11 protein-coding genes and 1 pseudogene are annotated in these 20,202 nt (G+C 47.4%); 8 read left to right on the plus strand and 4 right to left on the minus strand.

All coding sequences use genetic code 11. The features are described 5' to 3' along the window. Positions 1-130: 130 nt before the first annotated feature. The 3 genes from QUB06_RS09295 to QUB06_RS09305 all read left to right on the plus strand — a co-directional run bounded on the left by QUB06_RS09295 (position 131) and on the right by QUB06_RS09305 (position 7,750). The gene (locus tag QUB06_RS09295; RefSeq protein ID WP_333435050.1) at positions 131-1,225 is read left to right on the plus strand and encodes an HNH endonuclease; all 1,095 of its coding nucleotides are present in this window, start codon (positions 131-133) and stop codon (positions 1,223-1,225) included. Positions 1,226-1,303: 78 nt separating this feature from the next. Next, complete coding sequence (locus QUB06_RS09300) at positions 1,304-3,178, plus strand: DNA-directed RNA polymerase subunit gamma (RefSeq protein ID WP_333435051.1); 1,875 nt, start codon at positions 1,304-1,306, stop codon at positions 3,176-3,178. A gap of 441 nt (positions 3,179-3,619) precedes the next feature. Beyond that, positions 3,620-7,750: a DNA-directed RNA polymerase subunit beta'' gene (locus QUB06_RS09305; RefSeq protein WP_333435052.1), complete on the plus strand. Its 4,131-nt coding sequence runs from the start codon at positions 3,620-3,622 to the stop codon at positions 7,748-7,750. 310 nt (positions 7,751-8,060) lie between these two features. On the opposite strand, the gene QUB06_RS09310 is transcribed toward QUB06_RS09305, so the two are convergent. Continuing rightward, entirely contained in the window at positions 8,061-8,450 is a 390-nt protein-coding gene (locus tag QUB06_RS09310; protein WP_333435053.1) for a response regulator, read from the minus strand. Positions 8,451-8,876: 426 nt separating this feature from the next. On the opposite strand from QUB06_RS09310, the pseudogene QUB06_RS09315 reads away from it, so the two are divergent. Then, a pseudogene (locus QUB06_RS09315) lies at positions 8,877-10,319 on the plus strand (IS5 family transposase). Positions 10,320-10,607: 288 nt separating this feature from the next. On the opposite strand, the gene QUB06_RS09320 reads toward QUB06_RS09315, so the two are convergent. Continuing rightward, positions 10,608-11,003 carry a response regulator gene (locus tag QUB06_RS09320; RefSeq protein ID WP_006632892.1) on the minus strand — a complete coding sequence of 132 codons (396 nt, stop codon included), beginning with the start codon at positions 11,001-11,003 and terminating at the stop codon, positions 10,608-10,610. Between the two features lie 1,497 nt (positions 11,004-12,500). Here QUB06_RS09320 and QUB06_RS09325 point away from each other — a divergent pair. From QUB06_RS09325 to QUB06_RS09335, 3 genes are all read left to right on the plus strand, one after another. After that, positions 12,501-15,053: a DNA topoisomerase (ATP-hydrolyzing) gene (locus QUB06_RS09325; protein ID WP_333435054.1), complete on the plus strand. Its 2,553-nt coding sequence runs from the start codon at positions 12,501-12,503 to the stop codon at positions 15,051-15,053. A 252-nt stretch (positions 15,054-15,305) separates the two neighbouring features. Then, on the plus strand, positions 15,306-16,784 hold the full coding sequence (locus tag QUB06_RS09330) for an ATP-binding cassette domain-containing protein (protein WP_333435055.1): 1,479 nt from the start codon (positions 15,306-15,308) through the stop codon (positions 16,782-16,784). A 125-nt stretch (positions 16,785-16,909) separates the two neighbouring features. Continuing rightward, a complete protein-coding gene (locus QUB06_RS09335) occupies positions 16,910-17,062 on the plus strand; it encodes a chlorophyll A-B binding protein (RefSeq protein WP_190735352.1) in 153 nt (50 codons plus the stop codon). A 211-nt stretch (positions 17,063-17,273) separates the two neighbouring features. Here the strand turns inward: QUB06_RS09335 and rpoD are convergent, their stop codons facing one another. Beyond that, a complete protein-coding gene (gene rpoD, locus QUB06_RS09340; protein WP_333316272.1) occupies positions 17,274-18,440 on the minus strand; it encodes an RNA polymerase sigma factor RpoD in 1,167 nt (388 codons plus the stop codon). A 289-nt stretch (positions 18,441-18,729) separates the two neighbouring features. On the opposite strand from rpoD, the gene QUB06_RS09345 reads away from it, so the two are divergent. Next, a complete protein-coding gene (locus QUB06_RS09345; protein WP_333435056.1) occupies positions 18,730-18,978 on the plus strand; it encodes a hypothetical protein in 249 nt (82 codons plus the stop codon). A 148-nt stretch (positions 18,979-19,126) separates the two neighbouring features. On the opposite strand, the gene QUB06_RS09350 is transcribed toward QUB06_RS09345, so the two are convergent. Then, positions 19,127-19,291 carry a hypothetical protein gene (locus tag QUB06_RS09350; RefSeq protein WP_333054806.1) on the minus strand — a complete coding sequence of 55 codons (165 nt, stop codon included), beginning with the start codon at positions 19,289-19,291 and terminating at the stop codon, positions 19,127-19,129. Positions 19,292-20,202 lie beyond the last annotated feature (911 nt).

The raw sequence follows: 20,202 nt of genomic DNA on the forward strand, positions 1-20,202 counted from the left end.
TTGTGTGACAGCATTCAATCTTACATCTCACATCTAAAATCTAAAATCGAGAAGTGCCAATTAAAATGCCTCAGCAGTGGTACGAACACTGGTGAGGCGAATCAACGCTCTTAAGAGGAGAGACGCTGACATGACTATTGTAACAGTTGTCCCAGGAATAGAAGGAGAATTTGACCTGAAGACTGGCTGTATTAACTGGCAAGGGAGCAAGTTTGGCAACGGTTATGCGCGCAAGTGGCTCGATGGCAAAACGGTATTAGTCCATCGATTAGTCCTCGAATCGAAAATAGCAGGGTTCCTCGGTTCCGGTTATTTTGGGTGCCATACCTGCGACAATCGAAGCTGCATCAACCCGGCACATCTGGTAGTAGGTACTGCTGCTGAGAATACGGGGCAGATGATTGGGCGCGATCGCAAAACTCCCAGACGCAAAAGTATTCCCGGTATTGGCATATTGTCGATCGCACAACTACGGGAAATTCAGACTAAATATTTATCTGGAACCATCAAGAACCACCTAGCAAAAGAGTATGGAGTACAACATGAAACTATTACTAAGATACTTCAGACAAATATTCCGGATAACTTCACTACAGTTTCACCCAAGTTTTTAGGAGAAATTCAAGACAGCGGCTGCATTATTTTCCTAGGTGGAAAGGATGGTCAAGGTTATGGCAGATACTGGAAAAATGGGAAATTAAAATCAGTTACCCGTGCTGTTTTAGCCGATAAATTAGGATATGAACTTCCGACTTCGATGGATGCTTGTCATACCTGCGACAATCCCAGTTGCATCAATCCAGAACACCTTTGGGCTGGTACTCGCACTCAAAATTTGTTAGATGCTTCTAAGAAAGGACGCACTCAAGGAAAAAGTCATCCTCTTTCCAATGCCAAATTAGATTGGGAAAAGGTGCGAGAAATTCGACAAAAGCTAGCAGCAGGACAGAGGATGAAGGATGTAGCACAGGAATACAGTGTCGGCCGCAAAACCATACACGATATTAAATATCACGTCACTTGGAAGGAAGCAGGTCAACAGGTTCCACTTCCTCGCATGGGTGGACATCTCGATCGCAAATTTAGTTTTGCTCAAGCTTTTGAAATCAGAGAACGAATTCAAGCCGGAGAATCCATTGCTAAAATTGCTCAGGAATTTGGGGTCTCCAGAAATGTCATTTCTGATATCAAAAGGAATGTCACATATAGAGGAGAATTAAATTGATTTAAGCCGCAAAAAAAGCCAACAAAAAAGATAAATTACCAGAAATAATCGACTGTAAATCATCAATTGGAGTCAAGAATGGCTAAAATAGAACAACGCTTTGATTACGTCAAGATCGGGTTAGCTTCACCAGAAAGAATTCGACAGTGGGGAGAGAGAACTTTACCCAACGGTCAGATAACCGGCGAGGTGACAAAACCCGAAACAATTAATTATAGGACATTAAAACCAGAAATGGATGGCTTGTTTTGCGAGCGCATTTTTGGGCCTGCAAAAGATTGGGAATGTCATTGTGGCAAGTACAAACGAGTTCGCCATAGAGGCATTGTTTGCGAAAGATGCGGTGTAGAAGTCACTGAATCTCGCGTCCGCCGCCATCGCATGGGATTTATCAAATTAGCAGCTCCAGTAGCTCACGTTTGGTATCTCAAAGGCATCCCGAGTTACATGGCAATTCTGTTAGATATGCCGCTGCGAGATGTCGAACAAATCGTCTATTTCAATGCCTATGTTGTTCTCAATCCCGGTAATGCCGAAAAGCTGCAATACAAGCAATTGCTCACGGAAGATGCTTGGTTGGAAATAGAAGACGAACTTTACAGCGAAGATTCCACACTCACAGGTGTAGAAGTGGGGATTGGTGCTGAAGCTTTGCAAGTTTTGCTGCAAAATATTCCGCTAGAAAGTGAAGCGGAAAAGTTGCGGGAAGATATTGCCAATGCTAAAGGTCAAAAACGGGCGAAGTTAATTAAACGTTTGCGGGTAATTGACAACTTCATCGCTACGGGATCTCAACCCGATTGGATGGTGCTCAATGTGATTCCGGTGATTCCCCCCGACTTGCGGCCGATGGTGCAGTTAGACGGCGGGCGTTTTGCAACGAGCGACCTCAACGACCTTTACCGAAGAGTCATCAACCGCAATAACCGCTTGGCTAGACTCCAAGAAATTCTGGCGCCGGAGATTATCATCCGCAACGAAAAGCGGATGCTGCAAGAAGCTGTGGATGCGCTGATTGACAACGGTCGCCGGGGCCGGACAGTGGTGGGGGCAAATAATCGGCCGCTGAAGTCGCTGTCGGACATCATTGAAGGGAAACAAGGTCGGTTCCGGCAAAACTTGCTGGGGAAACGGGTTGACTACTCCGGGCGTTCGGTGATTGTGGTGGGGCCGAAACTGAAGATTCATCAGTGCGGTTTGCCGAGAGAAATGGCGATCGAACTTTTCCAGCCTTTCGTCATCCACCGCTTGATCCGCCAAGGATTAGTCAACAACATCAAAGCTGCCAAAAAACTGATTCAGCGCAACGATCCCAGCGTTTGGGACGTGCTTCAGGAGGTGATTGAAGGACACCCGGTAATGCTGAACCGGGCGCCGACGCTTCACCGTTTGGGGATTCAAGCCTTTGAGCCGATTTTGGTGGACGGGAGGGCAATTCAGCTTCACCCGCTAGTCTGTCCGGCTTTTAACGCTGACTTTGACGGCGACCAAATGGCGGTGCACGTGCCTTTGTCTCTGGAATCTCAGGCGGAGGCGCGGTTGCTGATGCTGGCTTCTAATAACATTATGTCGCCGGCTACTGGGAGACCGATCGTTACTCCTTCTCAAGATATGGTGCTCGGTTGCTATTACTTGACAGCCGAAAATCCTGACGCTCAAAAAGGAGCCGGTCACTATTTCTCCAACCTCACCGACGCGGTTGTAGCTTACGAACAAGGAGTTGTTGATTTGCACTCTTATGTGTGGGTGAGGTTTCAAGGCGCTATCGAAAACACTGAACCGGAGGGCGAACCGCTGAAGGTGGAACGCTCTACCGACGGTATAGTGACGAAAGAATACAAGTTCCGCCGGGTTCGGGAAGACGGAGAGGGCAAGGTTCTCAATCAGTTCATTCGCACTACCCCGGGCCGGATTATCTATCACCAAACCATCGAATCGGTAATTAACAATTAGAAATGGGTAAGGGTAAGAGGTAATGGGTAAGAGGTAATGGGTAATAACTGATAAATAATCGCTAATAAATAATAGTGATTAAAACCAGAAAATTTACCCATTACTACTTACAAATACTTTCAGCGACGCGGTGACTGAGCAAAGTCTAAGGGTAGAAAAAGTTACCAATTACCAATTAAGTAGGTAGGTGCCAATAAACTTTATTATGGGAAGGGCAGGTGAGTGAATTTATCTCCTAGCTTAGCTCTCTTCCTTATACGCTAAACCAGCCCTTACAAAAGGCTCGTTGGTTTTTCCCGCCGCTGTACTTATCAATTACCAATTACCAATTACCAATTACCAATTACCAATACTTCGGCTACGTTCTGAAACCTTGGGCTTAGCTCAGGGGAGCCGAAGTCGAACGGCAGTAAAAGTTACCAATTACCACTACTCAGAAAAATGACAGAAAATAAAGAAATTGTTTTTCGCAATCGAGTTGTTGACAAAGGTCAGCTCAAAAAATTAATCTCTTGGTCTTTCATGCACTACGGAACGGCCCGTACAGCGCAAATGGCCGATAAACTCAAAGACTTGGGTTTCCGCTTTGCGACACGAGCGGGAGTTTCGATTAGCGTAGACGACCTGCAAGTGCCCCCGTCAAAACGATCGCTCCTCGATGCCGCCGAAGAAGAAATCCGCATCACCGAACAAAAATACACCAGAGGCGAAATCACCGAAGTCGAACGCTTCCAAAAAGTAATTGATACCTGGAACAGCACATCAGAAGACCTCAAAGACGAAGTAGTCAAAAACTTCAGAGCCACAGACCCCCTAAACTCGGTCTACATGATGGCATTCTCCGGGGCGCGGGGAAACATTTCTCAAGTGCGGCAGCTAGTCGGAATGCGCGGATTGATGGCTGACCCCCAAGGAGAAATCATCGACTTGCCAATTAAAACCAACTTCCGCGAGGGACTGACTGTTACGGAATACATCATCTCTTCCTACGGAGCGCGCAAAGGCTTGGTAGATACGGCGTTGCGGACGGCAGACTCAGGCTATCTTACACGTCGCTTAGTGGATGTGTCCCAAGATGTAATTGTCCGGGAAGTGGACTGCGGCACTCAGCGGGGAATTCGAGTACGGCCGATGACAGACGGGGCAACGGTGCTGATTCCGCTGAAGGACAGGCTGCTAGGGCGCGTGTTCGCCAGGGATGTGGTGCACCCCAAAACCGGGGAAATCGTGGCCTACGGCGACGAAAAAGCCGTCCGAAACCAGCCAATTACCGAGGAGTTGGCGACGGAAATTGGTAATTCTGGGGTGGGGGAGGTGTATTTACGATCGCCCCTGACTTGCGAATCTACGCGATCGGTTTGTCAGCACTGCTATGGCTGGAGTCTCGCCCACTTGAAAATGGTGGACATGGGAGAAGCGATCGGGATTATTGCCGCCCAGTCGATCGGGGAACCGGGAACCCAACTGACGATGCGTACCTTCCACACTGGGGGGGTATTCACCGGAGAAGTCGCCAAACAAGAACGCGCCCCCTTCCCCGGCGTAGTGAAATTCAAGAACTTGCGTACTCGCTCCTTCCGCACCAGACACGGCGAAGAAGCACTGGTGGCAGAAAACAACGGCAAACTTGTATTTGAGGGCGACGGATTTGAAGAAGGGAAATCCGGGGCTAAGAATCAAAAACTGAAAATTGAGTTGGCGATCGTCCAGGGTTCTACTCTGATGGTCAAAGACGGACAGCGCGCGATTCCCGGTCAAGTTTTGGCAGAAGTGCCGATCGTCGGTCGGGCTGCGCGCAAAACTACGGAAAAAGTGACTACAGACGTGGCTTCCGACTTAGCCGGAGAAGCCAAATTTGCTGATTTGGTGCCTGAAGAAAAAACCGACCGCCAAGGGAACACAACCCGCACAGCCAGCAAAGGCGGACTGATTTGGATTCTCTCAGGAGAGGTCTACAACTTGCCCCCTGGTGCCGAACCTGCAGTGAAAAATGGCGATCGCATTCCGGCCGAAAGCGTGATTGCCGAAACTAAACTCATCTCCGAACACGGTGGCGTAGTCCGCATCGCTGACCCCAGAGAAATTGAAATTATCACCGCCCAAGTCCTGCTCGACCAAGCAGTCGTGCGGGCCGAAAGTGCAGGCGGCCGCGACCACTACACGATCGAAACATCTTCCAAGCAGCGGTTTTCCCTGAAGACGGCTCCTGGAAGCAAAGTGATTAACGGAGAAGTCGTCGCCGAACTGCTCGACGACAGTTACCGCACAGCTACAGGGGGCATTGTCAAGTATGGCGGAGTCGAAGTCCACAAGCGCGGCAAAGCTAAACTTGGCTACGAAGTCGTCAAGGGCGGCACCCTGCTGTGGATACCGGAAGAGTGCCACGAGGTGAACAAGGATATTTCTCTGCTGCTGGTGGAAGATGGTCAGTACGTTGAGGCCGGTACAGAAGTCGTTAAGGATATTTTCTGCCAAACCAGCGGGGCTGTGGAAATCACTCAGAAAAATGACATTCTGCGGGAAATTGTGATTAAGCCGGGGACGCTCCATGTGGTTGACCGCCCGCCGCTAACTTTGGGGGAAGGTCAAATCGTCAACGCGGGTCAGGAGATTTTCCCAGGCTTGATTGCCGAAGAGTTGGGCTATGCCGAGTATATCGAAACTCCCGAAGGCCCCGCTTTGTTGCTGCGGCCTGTCGTGGAGTTTCCAGTGCCGGATAAGCCTCCCGTGCCTTCTCAGACGGCGCTGAACGAGTCGATTTCTTTGAAAGCAGTGCAGCGACTTCCTTATAAGGATGGAGAGCGCGTCAAATCTGTCGAGGGATTGGAACTACTGCGGACTCAGCTTATTTTGGAAATTGGTTCGGGAGCTCCGCAACTGGCGGCGGATATCGAGCTGTTGCCGGATGAGGAGGATGCTACGGCTTTTGGGGCGGATGGTTCTGGGCCGGCTTGGGGTTCGCCTGAAGATGTTAGTGCGTCGCAAGAGTTGGCGATGCCTCTGGCTGATGGGGGCGATCGAGTTTCCAAGACTTTCCGCTTGCAGTTAGTGATTTTGGAATCGCTGGTGATTCGGCGGGACGTTTCTGCTGATCCGACTCAGGGCAGCACCCACACGCGGCTCTTGGTCGAAGATGGGCAGTCGATCGCGCCCGGGGCAGTAGTCGCCCGCACGGAGATTCTCTGCAAAGAAGCGGGTATCGTGCGGGGCATCCGTGAGGGGCATGGCGAACCAGTGCGCCGACTGTTGGTGATGCGAGATGCGGATTCTATTTCGATCTCTGTGGCCGGTACGCCGGATGTGAGTCCGGGTCAACTGCTGGTGGCTGGTACCGAAATAGCTCCGGGGGTTGTTCTCGAAGAGTCCGGCCAAGTTGTGAAGGTTGTACCGGCGTCGGAGACAGAATCGGCGAAACTCTTGCTCAGGGTGGCTCGTCCTTATCGGGTTTCGGCCGGTGCGGTGCTGCACGTAGACGACGGCGACTTGGTGCAGCGGGGTGACAATTTGGTGATTCTGGTGTTTGAGCGGGCAAAGACTGGGGATATCATTCAGGGTTTGCCACGGATTGAGGAACTTCTTGAAGGGCGGAAGCCGAAGGAAGCTTGTATTTTAGCCAAGCGGCCGGGGACGGCTCGTGTGGTTACGGATGACGATGTGGTGGAACTTGCGGTGATTGAGGATGATGGCCGGATTGAGGAGTATCCTTTGTTGCCTGGTCAAAACCCGATCGTTTCCGACGGACAGCGCGTAGGCGTCGCCGAAGCTTTGACCGACGGGCCTGCTAACCCTCACGAAATTCTGGAGGTGTTCTTCCACGTGCTCAAGGAGCGGCAGTCTACTTTTGAGGCTGCCTTGGAGAGTTTCCAACAGGTGCAGACGTTTTTGGTGAATGAGGTGCAGTCGGTTTATCAGTCTCAGGGCGTGGATATTTCTGATAAGCACATCGAGGTGATTGTCCGCCAGATGACCAACAAAGTCAGGATGGAAGATGGCGGCGATACTACTATGCTCCCCGGCGAGTTGGTAGAATTGCGGCAGGTTGAGCAGGTGAATGAGGCGATGTCAATTACTGGTGGAGCGCCGGCGGATTATACTCCGGTGTTGCTGGGGATTACTAAGGCTTCGCTGAATACTGATAGCTTTATTTCCGCTGCTTCGTTCCAGGAGACTACGCGGGTGTTGACTGAGGCTGCGATCGAAGGTAAGTCTGACTGGCTGCGGGGGCTGAAGGAAAATGTGATTATCGGCCGCCTGATTCCTGCGGGTACTGGGTTCAATGCCTATGAGGATGCTGGGGTCCAGGATGCGGGTTTTGATGGTGCTGTGTTTGATGACGACATCCACGATTTACAGGAGGATGTGGTTTTGGATGATCGCACTGCGCGCCGTGCTTATACGATCGAGAGCGGTTTTGAGATCGGGCGCGCGTCTGATCTTGAGCCTGATGAGGATTTTGAGGAAGTTGAGGTTGATGAGGACGAGTTTGTCGCTGAGACTGAGGATGATGCCTTGGGACCTGATGTTGACGATGATGATGATATCGGTTTTGACTTCGATGAGGACGAAGACTAATCATAGTTTTGAGATTGCATGAATGAGTGAACAGCGTTGCGATCGCTGAGGATAATTTGGTTCCTCGCCGCAACGCACACTTCGATTTCATGAGTTGAAAAATCTCAAATTTTTCCTCAGAAATTACAAGTCCGAACTCATAGCATTGTGCGAGCGGACATCGAAAGGAAGAAGGAAGAAGGAAGATTCAGAGTTCAAGAAAACTTTGTAATTCTAGAGTTTTAATTGTTTGTTGGTTCAAACAAACAATTCTTTCTTCCTTCTTCCTTTTTCCTTCTTCCTTCTTATTCCTTCTTCATGTATGGTTCACTCAATCAGGCAGCAAAGCCTTGATCTGATTGACAACCTCTTGATAGTTCAGAGGTTTAGACAGGTAACCGTCGGCACCGCTTTGAGCCAGCAATCTTTCTTTATCACCGACCCAGCCGGGAGCCACCACAATAATCGGCAGCGAGGCCGTTTGCGGGTCAGCTTTAAGGAGTCGAATAATCTCAATGCCGCCAACATAGTTGCCCTGGTACACCCTGTCCAAAAGTGACACATCTATTAAAATCAAATCAGCTTCGCCGTTGGCAGCAATCTGCATCACCTCTTCAACATTGTCCGTGTGCTTCACCGCTATGCCCTCCCGCTGAGTCAGCTTTCTGGATAAAATCGGAGGAAGACCCAAATCGTTTTCTACAATCAGAATGGTTTTCATAAATAAATATGGGAAGTATAGAAACTTTGTGACTTTAGTCCAAAGAGGAACACGGCACGGGGATTACATTCCCCGTCAAAAATGCAGAGTTTTTAGCGCCATTAACCGGGAACCCTGCAAAACCCGTATGTATATACTTGAGCCACTAGGTCTGAGAGGGTGTACAGATGCCTAGAAGCATCCAGTACCATCATCATTTAGACTACTACACACAGACAGTTTAGTTGTTTTTTATAACTAGACCTGACACTGGCGAGAGTCTCCTGATTCTCAGGTAGCAGGTTTCTAGTTTTTCCTCACTAATTAGGGTTTGCTGAAGCAGTTGCAAAAGTAAACACTGTATGAGTTGTGTTACCCTAAAAAGGTGGAAGGGTACAAGAAAAACAGGTATAATGACTCAAAACCCGTGCATCACCACCTGCGATCGTGTACAGAAAAGCTGAGCTTGCCCCAAGCCCCCCATCCGACTTTAAACTACCCTTTGAAGGAAGGTTGTCAGGAGATAACCGTTGGGTAAAGATGGCCGACCTTATCCCGTGGGATGAATTTGAAGCAGAATATGCTGAAAATTTCCAGACCGAAATGGGCTTAAGGGCCAAATCATTTCGGATGGCATTGGGGGCATTAATCATCAAAGAAAAACTGGGAATTAGCTCAGCGAGAAACAGTAGAACAAATCCGTGAAAACCCGTATCTACAATACTTTATCGGTCAATCACTCTACAGCAACGAGTTCCCATTTGACCCGTCGCTATTAGTTCACTTTCGGCAACGAATTAGTGCGAATCTAATTAATAAAGTGAACCAACGCCTGGTGGAAAAAATGCGCGAAACCATCCCAGTCCAACCCGAAAAAAAAAAGGATTCGGACGCAAAAAATGAATCACCCAATCAAGGAAAATTAATCGTAGATGCGACCTGTGCTCCAGCGGATATTAGCTATCCGGCGGACTTAGGACTATTAAACCGAGCCAGAGTTCACACCGAAAAAACCATCGACATTCTCTATAATTCTCTCAAAGTAAAAATTCATAAAAAACCCAGAACCTACCGTAATATTGCCAGAAAAAACTATTTAGCAGTAGCCAAACAACGACGACCTAAACGAAACAAAAAAATCCAAGCAATTAAAAAATAACTGCAATATATCAAAAGAAACCTCGCTCATATTGAACAACTAATCGAGTCAGGTGCCACCCTACAAAGTCTGAGCCAAAAGCAGTATAAGACCTTGCTAGTCCTCACAGAAGTATATCGGCAACAACTCTGGTTATTTGAAAATAAGAAACAGAGCATAGAGGACAGAATAGTAAGTTTAAGCCAACCCCACATCCGTCCCATTATTAGAGGTAAAGCAGGAAAACCAGTAGAGTTGGGAGCTAAACAGGAGCGCGAGTTGCTTTGAGGGGTATGTGTTTTTAGAGCGAATAAGCTGGGATAATTTTAACGAATCAGGAGACTTAAAAGCACTCTTTAGAAGCATTTAAAAGTTACACAGGATACTATCCAGAATCAGTCCATGCTGATCGCATTTATCGAACAAGGGAAAACCGAGCTTGGTGTAAAGAAAGAGGAATTAGAATTAGTGGGCCTCCGTTAGGAAGACCACCAGCAATTGTGAGTAAGGAAACAAAGAAACAAGCCTGGGAAGATGAGAGAATTCGTAACTCTATTGAGGGCAAGTTCGGACAAGGTAAACGAAGATTCAGCTTGAATCGCGTGAGGGCCAAACTTGATAATACTTCTCAAACAGCTATTGCTATTACTTTTTTAGTAATGAACCTTTCTACCTGGTTAAGACGGGTTTTTTTGTGTGTTTTTATGTCAAAAACCAAAAATCACACCTGTTTACGGGTTAATTATTACTAAAAGCTATAACTGGGCAAGTTATAGTCAACAAAAAATTATGTTTCGCCGAGCTGGAATCACCCATTAATTGCGATAGCGAGTTTTCTTAACTTATTCAGCAAGCCCTAATTAAAAGTCAGAACTCATAACATTGTGCGAGGGGACATCCAAAGGAAGAAGGAAGAGTCAGAATTCAAGAAAACTTTGTAATTCAAGAGTTTTAATTGTTTGGTGGTTCCAACAAACAATTCTTTCTTCCTTCTTCCTTTTTCCTTCTTCCTTCTTATTCCTTCTGCATATATGGTTCACTCAATCAGGCAGCAAAGCCTTGATTTGATTAACAAACTCTTGATGGTCTACCACAGGTTTAGAGATGTAACCGTCGGCACCGCTTTGATCCAGAAATGTTTCTTTATCACCAGCCATCGCGTGAGCAGTCACCAAAATAATCGGCAGCGAGGCCGTTTGCGGGTCAGCTTTGAGCAGTTGAGTAATCTTAATGCCGTCAACAGATTTGCCCTGGTACACGCTGCGCGAAAGAGACACATCCATTAAAATCAAATCAGCTTCGCCGTTGGCAGCAATCTGCATCACCTCTTCAACATTTTCCGTGTGCTTCACGGCTAAGCCCCCCCGCTTAGTCAGAATTTTGGAAAAAACCCGAGCATTAACCAAATCGTCCTCTACAATCAGAACGGTTTTCATAAATAAATATGGGAAGTATAGAAACTTTGTGACTTTAGTCCAAAGAGGAACACGGCACAGGGACTACATCCCCGTCAAAAATGCAGAGTTTTTAGCGCCATCAGCCGGGAACCCTGCAAAACCCGTATGTATATCCTTGAGCCACTAGCTGTGAGAGGGTTTACAGATGCTTAGAAGCATCCAGTACCATCATTTAGACTACTACACACAGACAGTTTAGTTCTTTTTTATAACTAGACCTGGAACTGGTGAGAGTCTCCTGATTCTCAGGTAGCAGGTTTCTAGTACAATCCAGGACGGATGGACGACGCCTCGAAACCGGGTTTTTGATCGTTTCGGCGGGCTATAACGAACTCTTGCTATGAAAAAACCCGGTTTCTGACTACCCGTGCGTCCTGGACTTATAGTACCCTCTGTTTCGGTCAAGCCTTCGGCTTCTACCATTTTAGATTTTAGATTTTAGATTTTAGATTTTAGATTTTAGATTTTAGATGGGAACTGATTGACTGGATATCCGTTTGGAACACGGGCCTACAGTTGCATTATTTTTTGAACTGGTATTAGATTCGGGAATGTGTGATAATTATTTTCCTTCCTTCTCATTAGAATCAAGCCATGTTTATTCACATACTCCCGTCGCCACAGCCTTTGAAGTAGCGAATATAGCGGGGATTGTTGGAGATTCCTAATACTCAGTTTTAACCCCTCAAAACGGCTGAAAATATCGACGCTTGCGTTCATCAAGGGGATGTCAGACTAGGAGATATCGCCAGGAGAGCTTTTAACTGATGCAATTCATCAATATCGGCATTTTTGACACTCTCAGCGAGTCAGGGCCACGCTCTATGGTTGAATAAGCCCAAAACTTGGACTTCACTCATAGTCCAGTCGCCTCTACACGATCAGAACAAGTACCAGTACCAGAGGTATTCCAATTCCGCTTACTTTTCTTTTTTAATAGTTTCGGAGTCCATCACGCTTGCCAAAATACGGTAAGCTCGATCGTCTACAATTGCTGCTTGATCCACGCTACGGCTGTACCGAGAGGAGATCAATCTGGGGTTTCTCCTGAATATAATATTTCTTCGTGTAGATGGTTATTCCTAATTGCAATTAAATTCTATCATGGATTGACGGGGACTCAAGTCCCTCGTGACGCTTTCCTAGGAAAAGCTAAAGCCTCACTAGGTTCGGAGTTTCGGGCATTCCGTGTTCTGCTGTGAATCAACCTTCTCACGGCAGAAGGTAAATAGACAGGTAGGCACAAATGAAGGCAACATAGAGGTTAGGGTAAGAGTGGAGAGTAAGAGGCAAGTGTTGCCCGTCTTCGGGACTCTGATTCTGCTTTCACAAGTTAAGTTTATTTTTATTCTTCAACTGGGCGGTTGGGTCGAACTTTAGGTTCGCCTGCGGCAAAGGCTTTTCAATCGAGACAGGGAACCTCGGCATTATTGACAGAGGCTGTTTTCACTCAGGAATTAACGGACACAAGGACTCATGGCTAAACAACTCAACCTACTTTCCGGGCAAGTAATTTCTACGCCTCTGCACGCCGAGATGCAGCAATCGTACCTCGAATATGCCATGAGTGTGATCGTCGGGCGAGCTTTGCCTGATGTCCGCGACGGTTTAAAACCTGTTCACCGTCGAATTTTATATGCGATGCACGAACTAGGTCTGACGCCAGACCGACCTTACCGTAAGTGCGCCCGGGTAGTTGGAGATGTTTTGGGAAAATATCACCCCCACGGCGACCAATCGGTTTACGACGCTCTGGTACGCATGGTTCAGGAGTTTTCGAGCCGCTATCCTTTACTGGCGGGTCACGGCAATTTCGGTTCGGTGGACAATGATCCGGCGGCTGCTATGCGCTATACGGAAACGAGGCTGGCACCGATCGCCCACGAAGCTATGCTAACCCAAGTCGGCGACGCAACTGTTGATTTTACTGGTAACTTTGACAATTCGCAGCAGGAACCGACGGCACTGCCTGCTCAGTTGCCGTTTCTGTTACTCAACGGCTGTACCGGCATTGCTGTGGGGATGGCAACTAATATCCCGCCGCACAATTTGGGGGAGGTGGTAGACGGTTTAATTGCTTTGATTGAAAACCCGGAGCTATCGGACGAGAAGTTGATAGAACTGATTCCGGGCCCGGATTTTCCAACCGGAGGGGAAATCGTCGCTACAGAGGGCATTGTTGACGCCTACACTAAGGGTCGAGGCAGCATTGCGGTCAGGGGTGTGGCCGGGGTGGAAGAGGTGCCAGGTAATCGCAAGGTGCGTACTAAAACGGCGATCGTGGTGACGGAGTTTCCGTTTCAGGTAAATAAGGCGGCTTGGATTGAAAAGGTGGCGGAGTTGGTTAATGCTGGCCGCCTCGACGGTATTTCTGATTTGCGTGACGAGAGCGATCGCGAAGGCATTCGAGTGGTGATTGAACTCAAGCGGGAATTTACCCCTGAAGCGGTTCTGGCTCGTCTTTACCAACAAACTGACCTACAAACAAATTTTGGCGCGATTTTGCTGGCAATTGTCAACGGTCAACCGCGACAGTTGACACTGAGACAATTGTTGCAGGAATTTCTGGATTTCCGGGAAGTGACTCTTACCCGCCGCTACAATTACGAGTTGCAGGCTGCAGAACGCCGATGTCACATTGTCCAAGGCTTAATGTTGGCTTTGACAAATCTCGATACAGCGATCGACATTCTCAGAAATTCTCCTGACGGCTCTACTGCTAAGCAAACTTTACAAGTTCGCCTCAATTTGAGCGAAAGTCAAGCTGATGCGATTTTGGCAATGCCTATGCGTAGGCTGACTGGTTTGGAAAGGCAAAATTTGCAGTCTGAGTTTGATGAGTTGATGGCTAATATTCAAGAATTGCAGCGGTTGTTGAGCGACCGACGCGAACTTTTGAAGGCTTTAAAGAAGGAATTTCGATCGCTCAAACGCAAGTACGCTGACCCCCGCCGCACTAAATTCGCCAATGGAACTGCACGCGCAGCAAACGCCGAATCACAATTTTCTGGCAAGAAAAATTCTGGGGTGAAGCAGTTGTCGCCGGCAACGATTCAGCCGAACTTATTGCCCGTTCTAGAGGCAGAGGAAACTATAGTTGAATTTTCGCACAAGCAGTACGTGCGGCGCTTGCCGCCTGGGGAAAAACCACGCTCGAAAAGTCGCGAAAAATCGGTTTCAGCTTTAGAAAAAAATGAAGATTTTATTGTGACGGCAAATCTGACGAAAACCGATCGCACTTTGGTCATCTTAACTCCTAACGGCAAAGCTTACCCCCTGAAAGTGGCCGATATTCCTAGTAGTAGCGCCAAAGACCGGGGAACGCCGATCGTTAGTTTGTTGTCGCCGAGTGCTACTAAAGAAAGTGCCGGTCGCGCTTTGTCGGAAATCACAGTTGCACACTTTATTTTGCCGGAAAATTCGGAAGCGGCAGATTTAGTAACTCTGACTCAGCAAGGGAAAATTAAGCGCTTGCCGATGCAGGAGTTTGCTGATTTGACTAATCGTGGCGTTACTGTTGTTAAACTCAAGGAGGACGATCGGCTGCGCTGTGCGAGTCTGGCTAAAGTCGGCGAGCAAGTGGCGATCGCAACTTCAGGAGGCCGAGTCCTTCGGTTTGAGATTGATGATGAACAACTGCCGCCAATGGGCCGTGCGGCCCAGGGATCTCAAGTAACCAGGTTGCGGAAGCAGGAAGAGTTGGTGGGTTGCATCACTCTCGACGCGAACGACAGTCTGGTGCTATTTTCCGAGTTGGGTTGGGCAAAACGAATGCCTGCAGGTTCTGTCAGACTTACTAACCGGGGCGAAATTGGCACTCAAGCTTTTCGTTTCTCAGAGCCTAAAGATGCTTTAGTTGGCTTGCTGCAGGCTGTTCCGGGTACGGATGTCAAACTTTTTACTAATTCTGGCCGCCTGCTGCGATCGACTATTGATGCTATAGCTTTTTGGGGGAAAGATGCTGCGGGCGATCGGGTTTTTGACCTCAATCCAGGTGAAAGAATCATCAAAGTTATCAGCAGTCAATAGTCATGGGGCATGGGGCATGGGGCATGGGGCATGGGGCATGGGGCATGGGGCATGGGGCATGGGGCATTAATCTGATTTGTGACCTCTGACTTCTGACTTCAACATCCATCCGTTAAATCATTTAAATCCTGTACACTGCTCGTTCCCGAACTTCCTCCTTCCTTGAATATCTCAATTACCAATGCCCAATGCCCAATGCCCAATGCCCAATGCCCAATCTAAAATCTAAAATCTAAAATCTAAAATTGTTTAATGGCGCAAGTTGTATTAGAAAATATCTACAAAAGTTTTCCGCTCCGCCAAGGAGAACAGGAAAAAGAAGCAAACAGCGTCGCAGAAAGTGTCTCGCCTGTGGCCGATCAGTCTTCGTCTAACAGCGTTTTGCGACGCATTAACCTGACTGTCGAAGACGGGGAATTCATGGTGCTGGTGGGGCCTTCGGGCTGCGGAAAAAGCACTTTGCTGCGATCGATCGCTGGTTTGGAAGTTCTGACTGCGGGCAATATTTGGGTTGGCGATCGGCTCCTTAACGATTTGCCTCCTAAAGACCGAAATATCGCGATGGTATTTCAAAATTATGCTCTCTATCCTCACTTAACAGTTTACGATAATCTCGCCTTTGGATTGCGCCGCTCGGAAAGGGAGAAAGACGAAAGAAGTTCGGCAACGGATTATGTAACGGATGTAACGGATAGAAAGAAGAAGGTAAAAGAGACACGGGAAAAGGGAAAAGCTAGAAGGGAGCAGCTAGAAGTTAGCGGGGATTTTGGAGAAGAGAAAGACCAAGAAAAAAGAAGCAGGGAGAAGGCAGAAAGAATCATAAATCAGGTAAAAGAGGTTGTTAATTATTTAGCTTCTAATACTTTAAACAACGAGCGAATATATACTTTATGGGAGGATTTTTTAGTAGGAGCGACTCGCAAGTTGCCTCCGGGTTTGCGCTATTTGTCGGAACGGGAAAAGGCTGTAGGAAAACGAGTGCGAGAGGTAGCTGAATTATTGCAAATAGAATCTCTTTTAAATCGCTTGCCGAAACAACTTTCGGGAGGGCAAAAGCAGCGGGTAGCTTTGGGTAGGGCGATGGCTCGAAATCCTGAAGTTTTTTTGATGGACGAACCGTTATCGAATCTGGATGCGAAATTGAGGGCCCAAACGAGATCGCAAATTGTGCAGTTGCAGCGACAGTTGGGAACTACAACTATTTATGTAACTCACGACCAAACTGAGGCGATGACTATGGGCGATCGGATTGCTATTATGAAGGTCGGCCAGATTCAGCAAGTAGCTCAACCTCTAGAGCTTTACAACAAGCCGGCTAATCTGTTTGTTGCTGAGTTTATCGGTTCTCCGCCGATGAATTTCTTGCTGGTGGAATTTAGTGCCCCGTTGTTGATTTCTCATCCGCAATTTCGCTTTACTTTACCCGATATTTGGGCAAAAAGTCTACAACAATATGACGGGCGAGGGCTAATTTTGGGCATTCGGCCGGAACATCTGAGCATTAACCCTCCGGCTACCAAAAATATTTCGGTACAAGTGGAAATTGTAGAGGCTTTGGGACACGAAACTTATTTGGGAGTTTGTTTGACGGATGCTCCGGCGGTGCGGATGCAAGTGCGGGTTCCTCCTGAGCGATCGATCCGAGTTGGCGAGGAGCTTTGGTTGGCCATCGCCCATGACAAGATTCACTTGTTTGACCCTGATACCGAGTTGGCTATTTTTCCTCGTTAGGCAAAATCCTCAAGGTCGATCGACCGTTGTGACCGATATCACTAATCACAACCTTGCATTTTTATCAAGGAATGTTATATTTATTTACATAAGCCTTACACAAGTTAACGAAAGGAGTTCGCACTATGCAAGAACAAAAACGCAACGCTTGGAACTGGGGCTTCAGCGAAGGAGCCGAAAATTGGAACGGTCGTTTTGCTATGATTGGCTTTTCTGCCGCTGTCATCATCGAATTGGTTTCCGGTCAAGGTCTGCTTCACTTTTGGGGCGTGATGTAATTTTCTAGTTAAGATTTTTGTGCCAATGCAAAGCTTGGGAGTTCCGTTACGGACTCCCAAAATTTTGACAGCGCGATTTGGGCCACAAATAGCCAATTGCTCCCTGCAGTTAGCAGCACAAAATTTAACAGCTATAGCTCAAACCGGGTCGGGGGGTTCCCCCCCCCAAAAGAGTGATTATCACTCTTTCGGGTGATGCTAGCAAATTACTCTAGCGGATATATTCTTTCAAGATGCTGTTCCGGTTGGGATGGCGCAACTTCCGCAGAGCTTTAGCCTCGATTTGGCGAATCCGCTCACGGGTGACGTTAAAGATTTGACCAATTTCCTCCAAGGTCTTCATCCGTCCGTCATCTAAGCCGTAACGCAGCCGCAGTACATCCCGTTCTCGGGGGCTGAGAGTATCCAAAACGCTTTCTAAGTCTTCCCTGAGCAAGTTTTTCGAGACTTGATCTTCTGGTGTTTCCCCGTCTGATTCAATAAAGTCTCCCAGACGCGAATCTTCCTCTTTGCCGATCGGAGTTTCTAGAGAGATGGGCAACTGTGCGGACTTAGCAATGAAGCGCAACTTCTCGATCGTCATCTCCATGCGGGTAGCAATTTCTTCTTCCGTAGGCTTGCGACCCATTTCCTGAGACAGGAGTTTGGTAGTTTTCTTGATCCGCGAGATGGTTTCGTAAAGGTGAACCGGTAGGCGGATAGTGCGGGATTGGTCGGCGATTGCCCTGGTGATGGCTTGACGTATCCACCAAGTTGCGTAGGTAGAAAACTTGTAGCCTTTTTCGTGATCGAATTTTTCAGCGGCCCGGATCAGACCCAAAGAGCCTTCCTGAATCAAATCTTGGAAAGACAAACCGCGATTCATGTATTTTTTGGCGATCGATACAACCAAACGCAGGTTTGATTGCACCATTTTTTCCTTTGCCCGACGGCCGACGTGGAGTCGGTGACGGAATGCAGGAAGTGCCATATCTACAGCATTAGCCCATTCGCTGTCTTTGGGTTCGCGGTTATACTCTTCGAGCAGTTGTTCTCGAACTCGCTCTAATTCCAGCAAATCTGCAATCTTGCGCGCTAGTTCAATCTCTTCGTCAGCTCGCAGCAGTCGAATCCGACCGATTTCTTGCAGGTAAAGACGAATAGAGTCTTCAGTATAATGCTTTTTCTTTGCCTGTGCCCGACGGCGGGCTTTGGCGCCTTTGCCAGATTTAGTGTCGTCCTCAGATTGAGAGTCTAAGAATTCTTCTCGATCGTCTTCTTCGTCGATAAAGAGCTCTAACTCGCTCTCAGGTAGAACGCTTTCGGCGCCCCGAAGCAACTCGAGTGTTTCCATTTCCGGTGTAATTGTGGTTGCGAGTACGGTGTTAGCCTGGATCATGCCGTCTTCCTCATGCTCCTGAATTAAAGAATAAATAACAGTGGAATAGTGTCTGTTTGTAGTTTAGACAAGTTAGCCAGTATTGACATTCCCGCAGGAAAAAATAGTGGGATTTTCGGTCTGCTAGCTGAATCTGTTACTGAAACTGCACCTGTTTTATGAGTCAAAGTTCTAGTTCGGGTTTGAAGCAGGCAGCGGATTCAATTGATCGCCGATTTTAACATCGCGACCTTAAATTGAGCTAGCGGCTTTTTCTTTCGGAGCGAGTTACCACATCATCTGCGATACCTTGCCCAGAGAAGCAAACCATGAAGTGCGATCGATCGCACTTCCAAAAATACTGGCTTTTTTACTCGGTACTTCGAGCTTTTACCCGTACAAGTTTTCCTGCACGGAACCCTCTAACTTTTGTATTGGAGGTGTCGAACTTTTGATTCGCCTTGCTTTCACTCTGGTTGTCAGACATGACAGTTGCACGGCAAATTTTCGCCACCTTGGATGTCAGTCTGCTGCCTCAAATGCAACAGCAGAGGGTTGAAGCACCAAACGGGGAGAATCGGATCTTGCCAAGACCTTTCCGATTGTAGCCTTTCTCACAAAAAATGGAAGTTGTTTTCCATTGTTTGTCAAGAACTAGGAAAACTCTGTCAGCTTAGCTTGACAATACTAACTCATGTCCGGCTCTGCTAAATCCTGAGAACGGCCCGCAAAAACTTTGGCACGATCGAACGGCGCTGTTTTCTGCGTATATCTGGGTGAACGGCTGCGGCGTAGTTGGCCAGACAGTTAGCAGACAATTTTTGAGTTGCCCAAATTGGAACCAATACCATCCGTGTAGATACACCCATCATTACCCTGTTTCCCTGAATTGAATCATACGCAATCTGCGATTGAATAAAGCTCGTAGCTTTAGTTTTAAGTCGGCAACTCTGGATTAGAGACCGACTCTGACCCCAAATGAAGCGTTGCGGGTTGAGTAGTGCAACAGGGGCTTTAATTGTTAAGTTAGCTCAAATCTCAGAAATTGGGTTTAATTTTCACGTTAAATCACATTAAGTTCTTAACGTCACATTCTTATTTAAGCAGTTCGACACGAGTTTGTCGCGTCAGTGGCAAAAACCACCCGGATAAATTCTACTGAGAGTTAACCCGCCACGCAACTCTGGGCTGCGAACTTCTCTAAATTTTTTTGGCTTTCGGTTCGCACTTGCGCGATCGCACACTCTCACAAACCATACAATTCGACATCTCCCGGAAGTATAACTTCACGATTCCTTTAAATATATCGTGACAGTGTGAAGATTCCATAAATCCCTTTAATTAAATTTAGAAAGCATTCCCGAATTGTCTTGAGAATTTCAAGCAGACGCAAAAAAATCCCCAGCGGACGTTGCTGCAACTACCTGCAGATAATAACTCCGCCAGGGAAGAAAAATTTACCCAGTTAGCGATGTGCTTGCTATTGTGAGAGAATGCCTAAACAGCAGGATGCGCTTAAAGATGTGGAGCGGTAGGACGCTGGTGCGATGCTCAAAATTTTGTTATTATTTACAGCGTGTCATCAGAAAGCACAGAGTCGCACTTTATCCTCTACTCAGGTTTAAGTTATGTGGCTTGACCGTTAGGGGATGAAGCTATCAAGAAAAATTTCCGCTCCGTGTCTATATTGACAACCCAACGAAGGTTTACTAGAAAGAATTAAACTTATTGAGAGAAAGATTTAGTAATTAATCGGGTCAATATTACCATCTCTTTATAGCGC

This window comes from Microcoleus sp. D2_18a_D3, from assembly GCF_036702455.1.
Taxonomy (GTDB): Bacteria; Cyanobacteriota; Cyanobacteriia; order Cyanobacteriales; family Microcoleaceae; genus Microcoleus.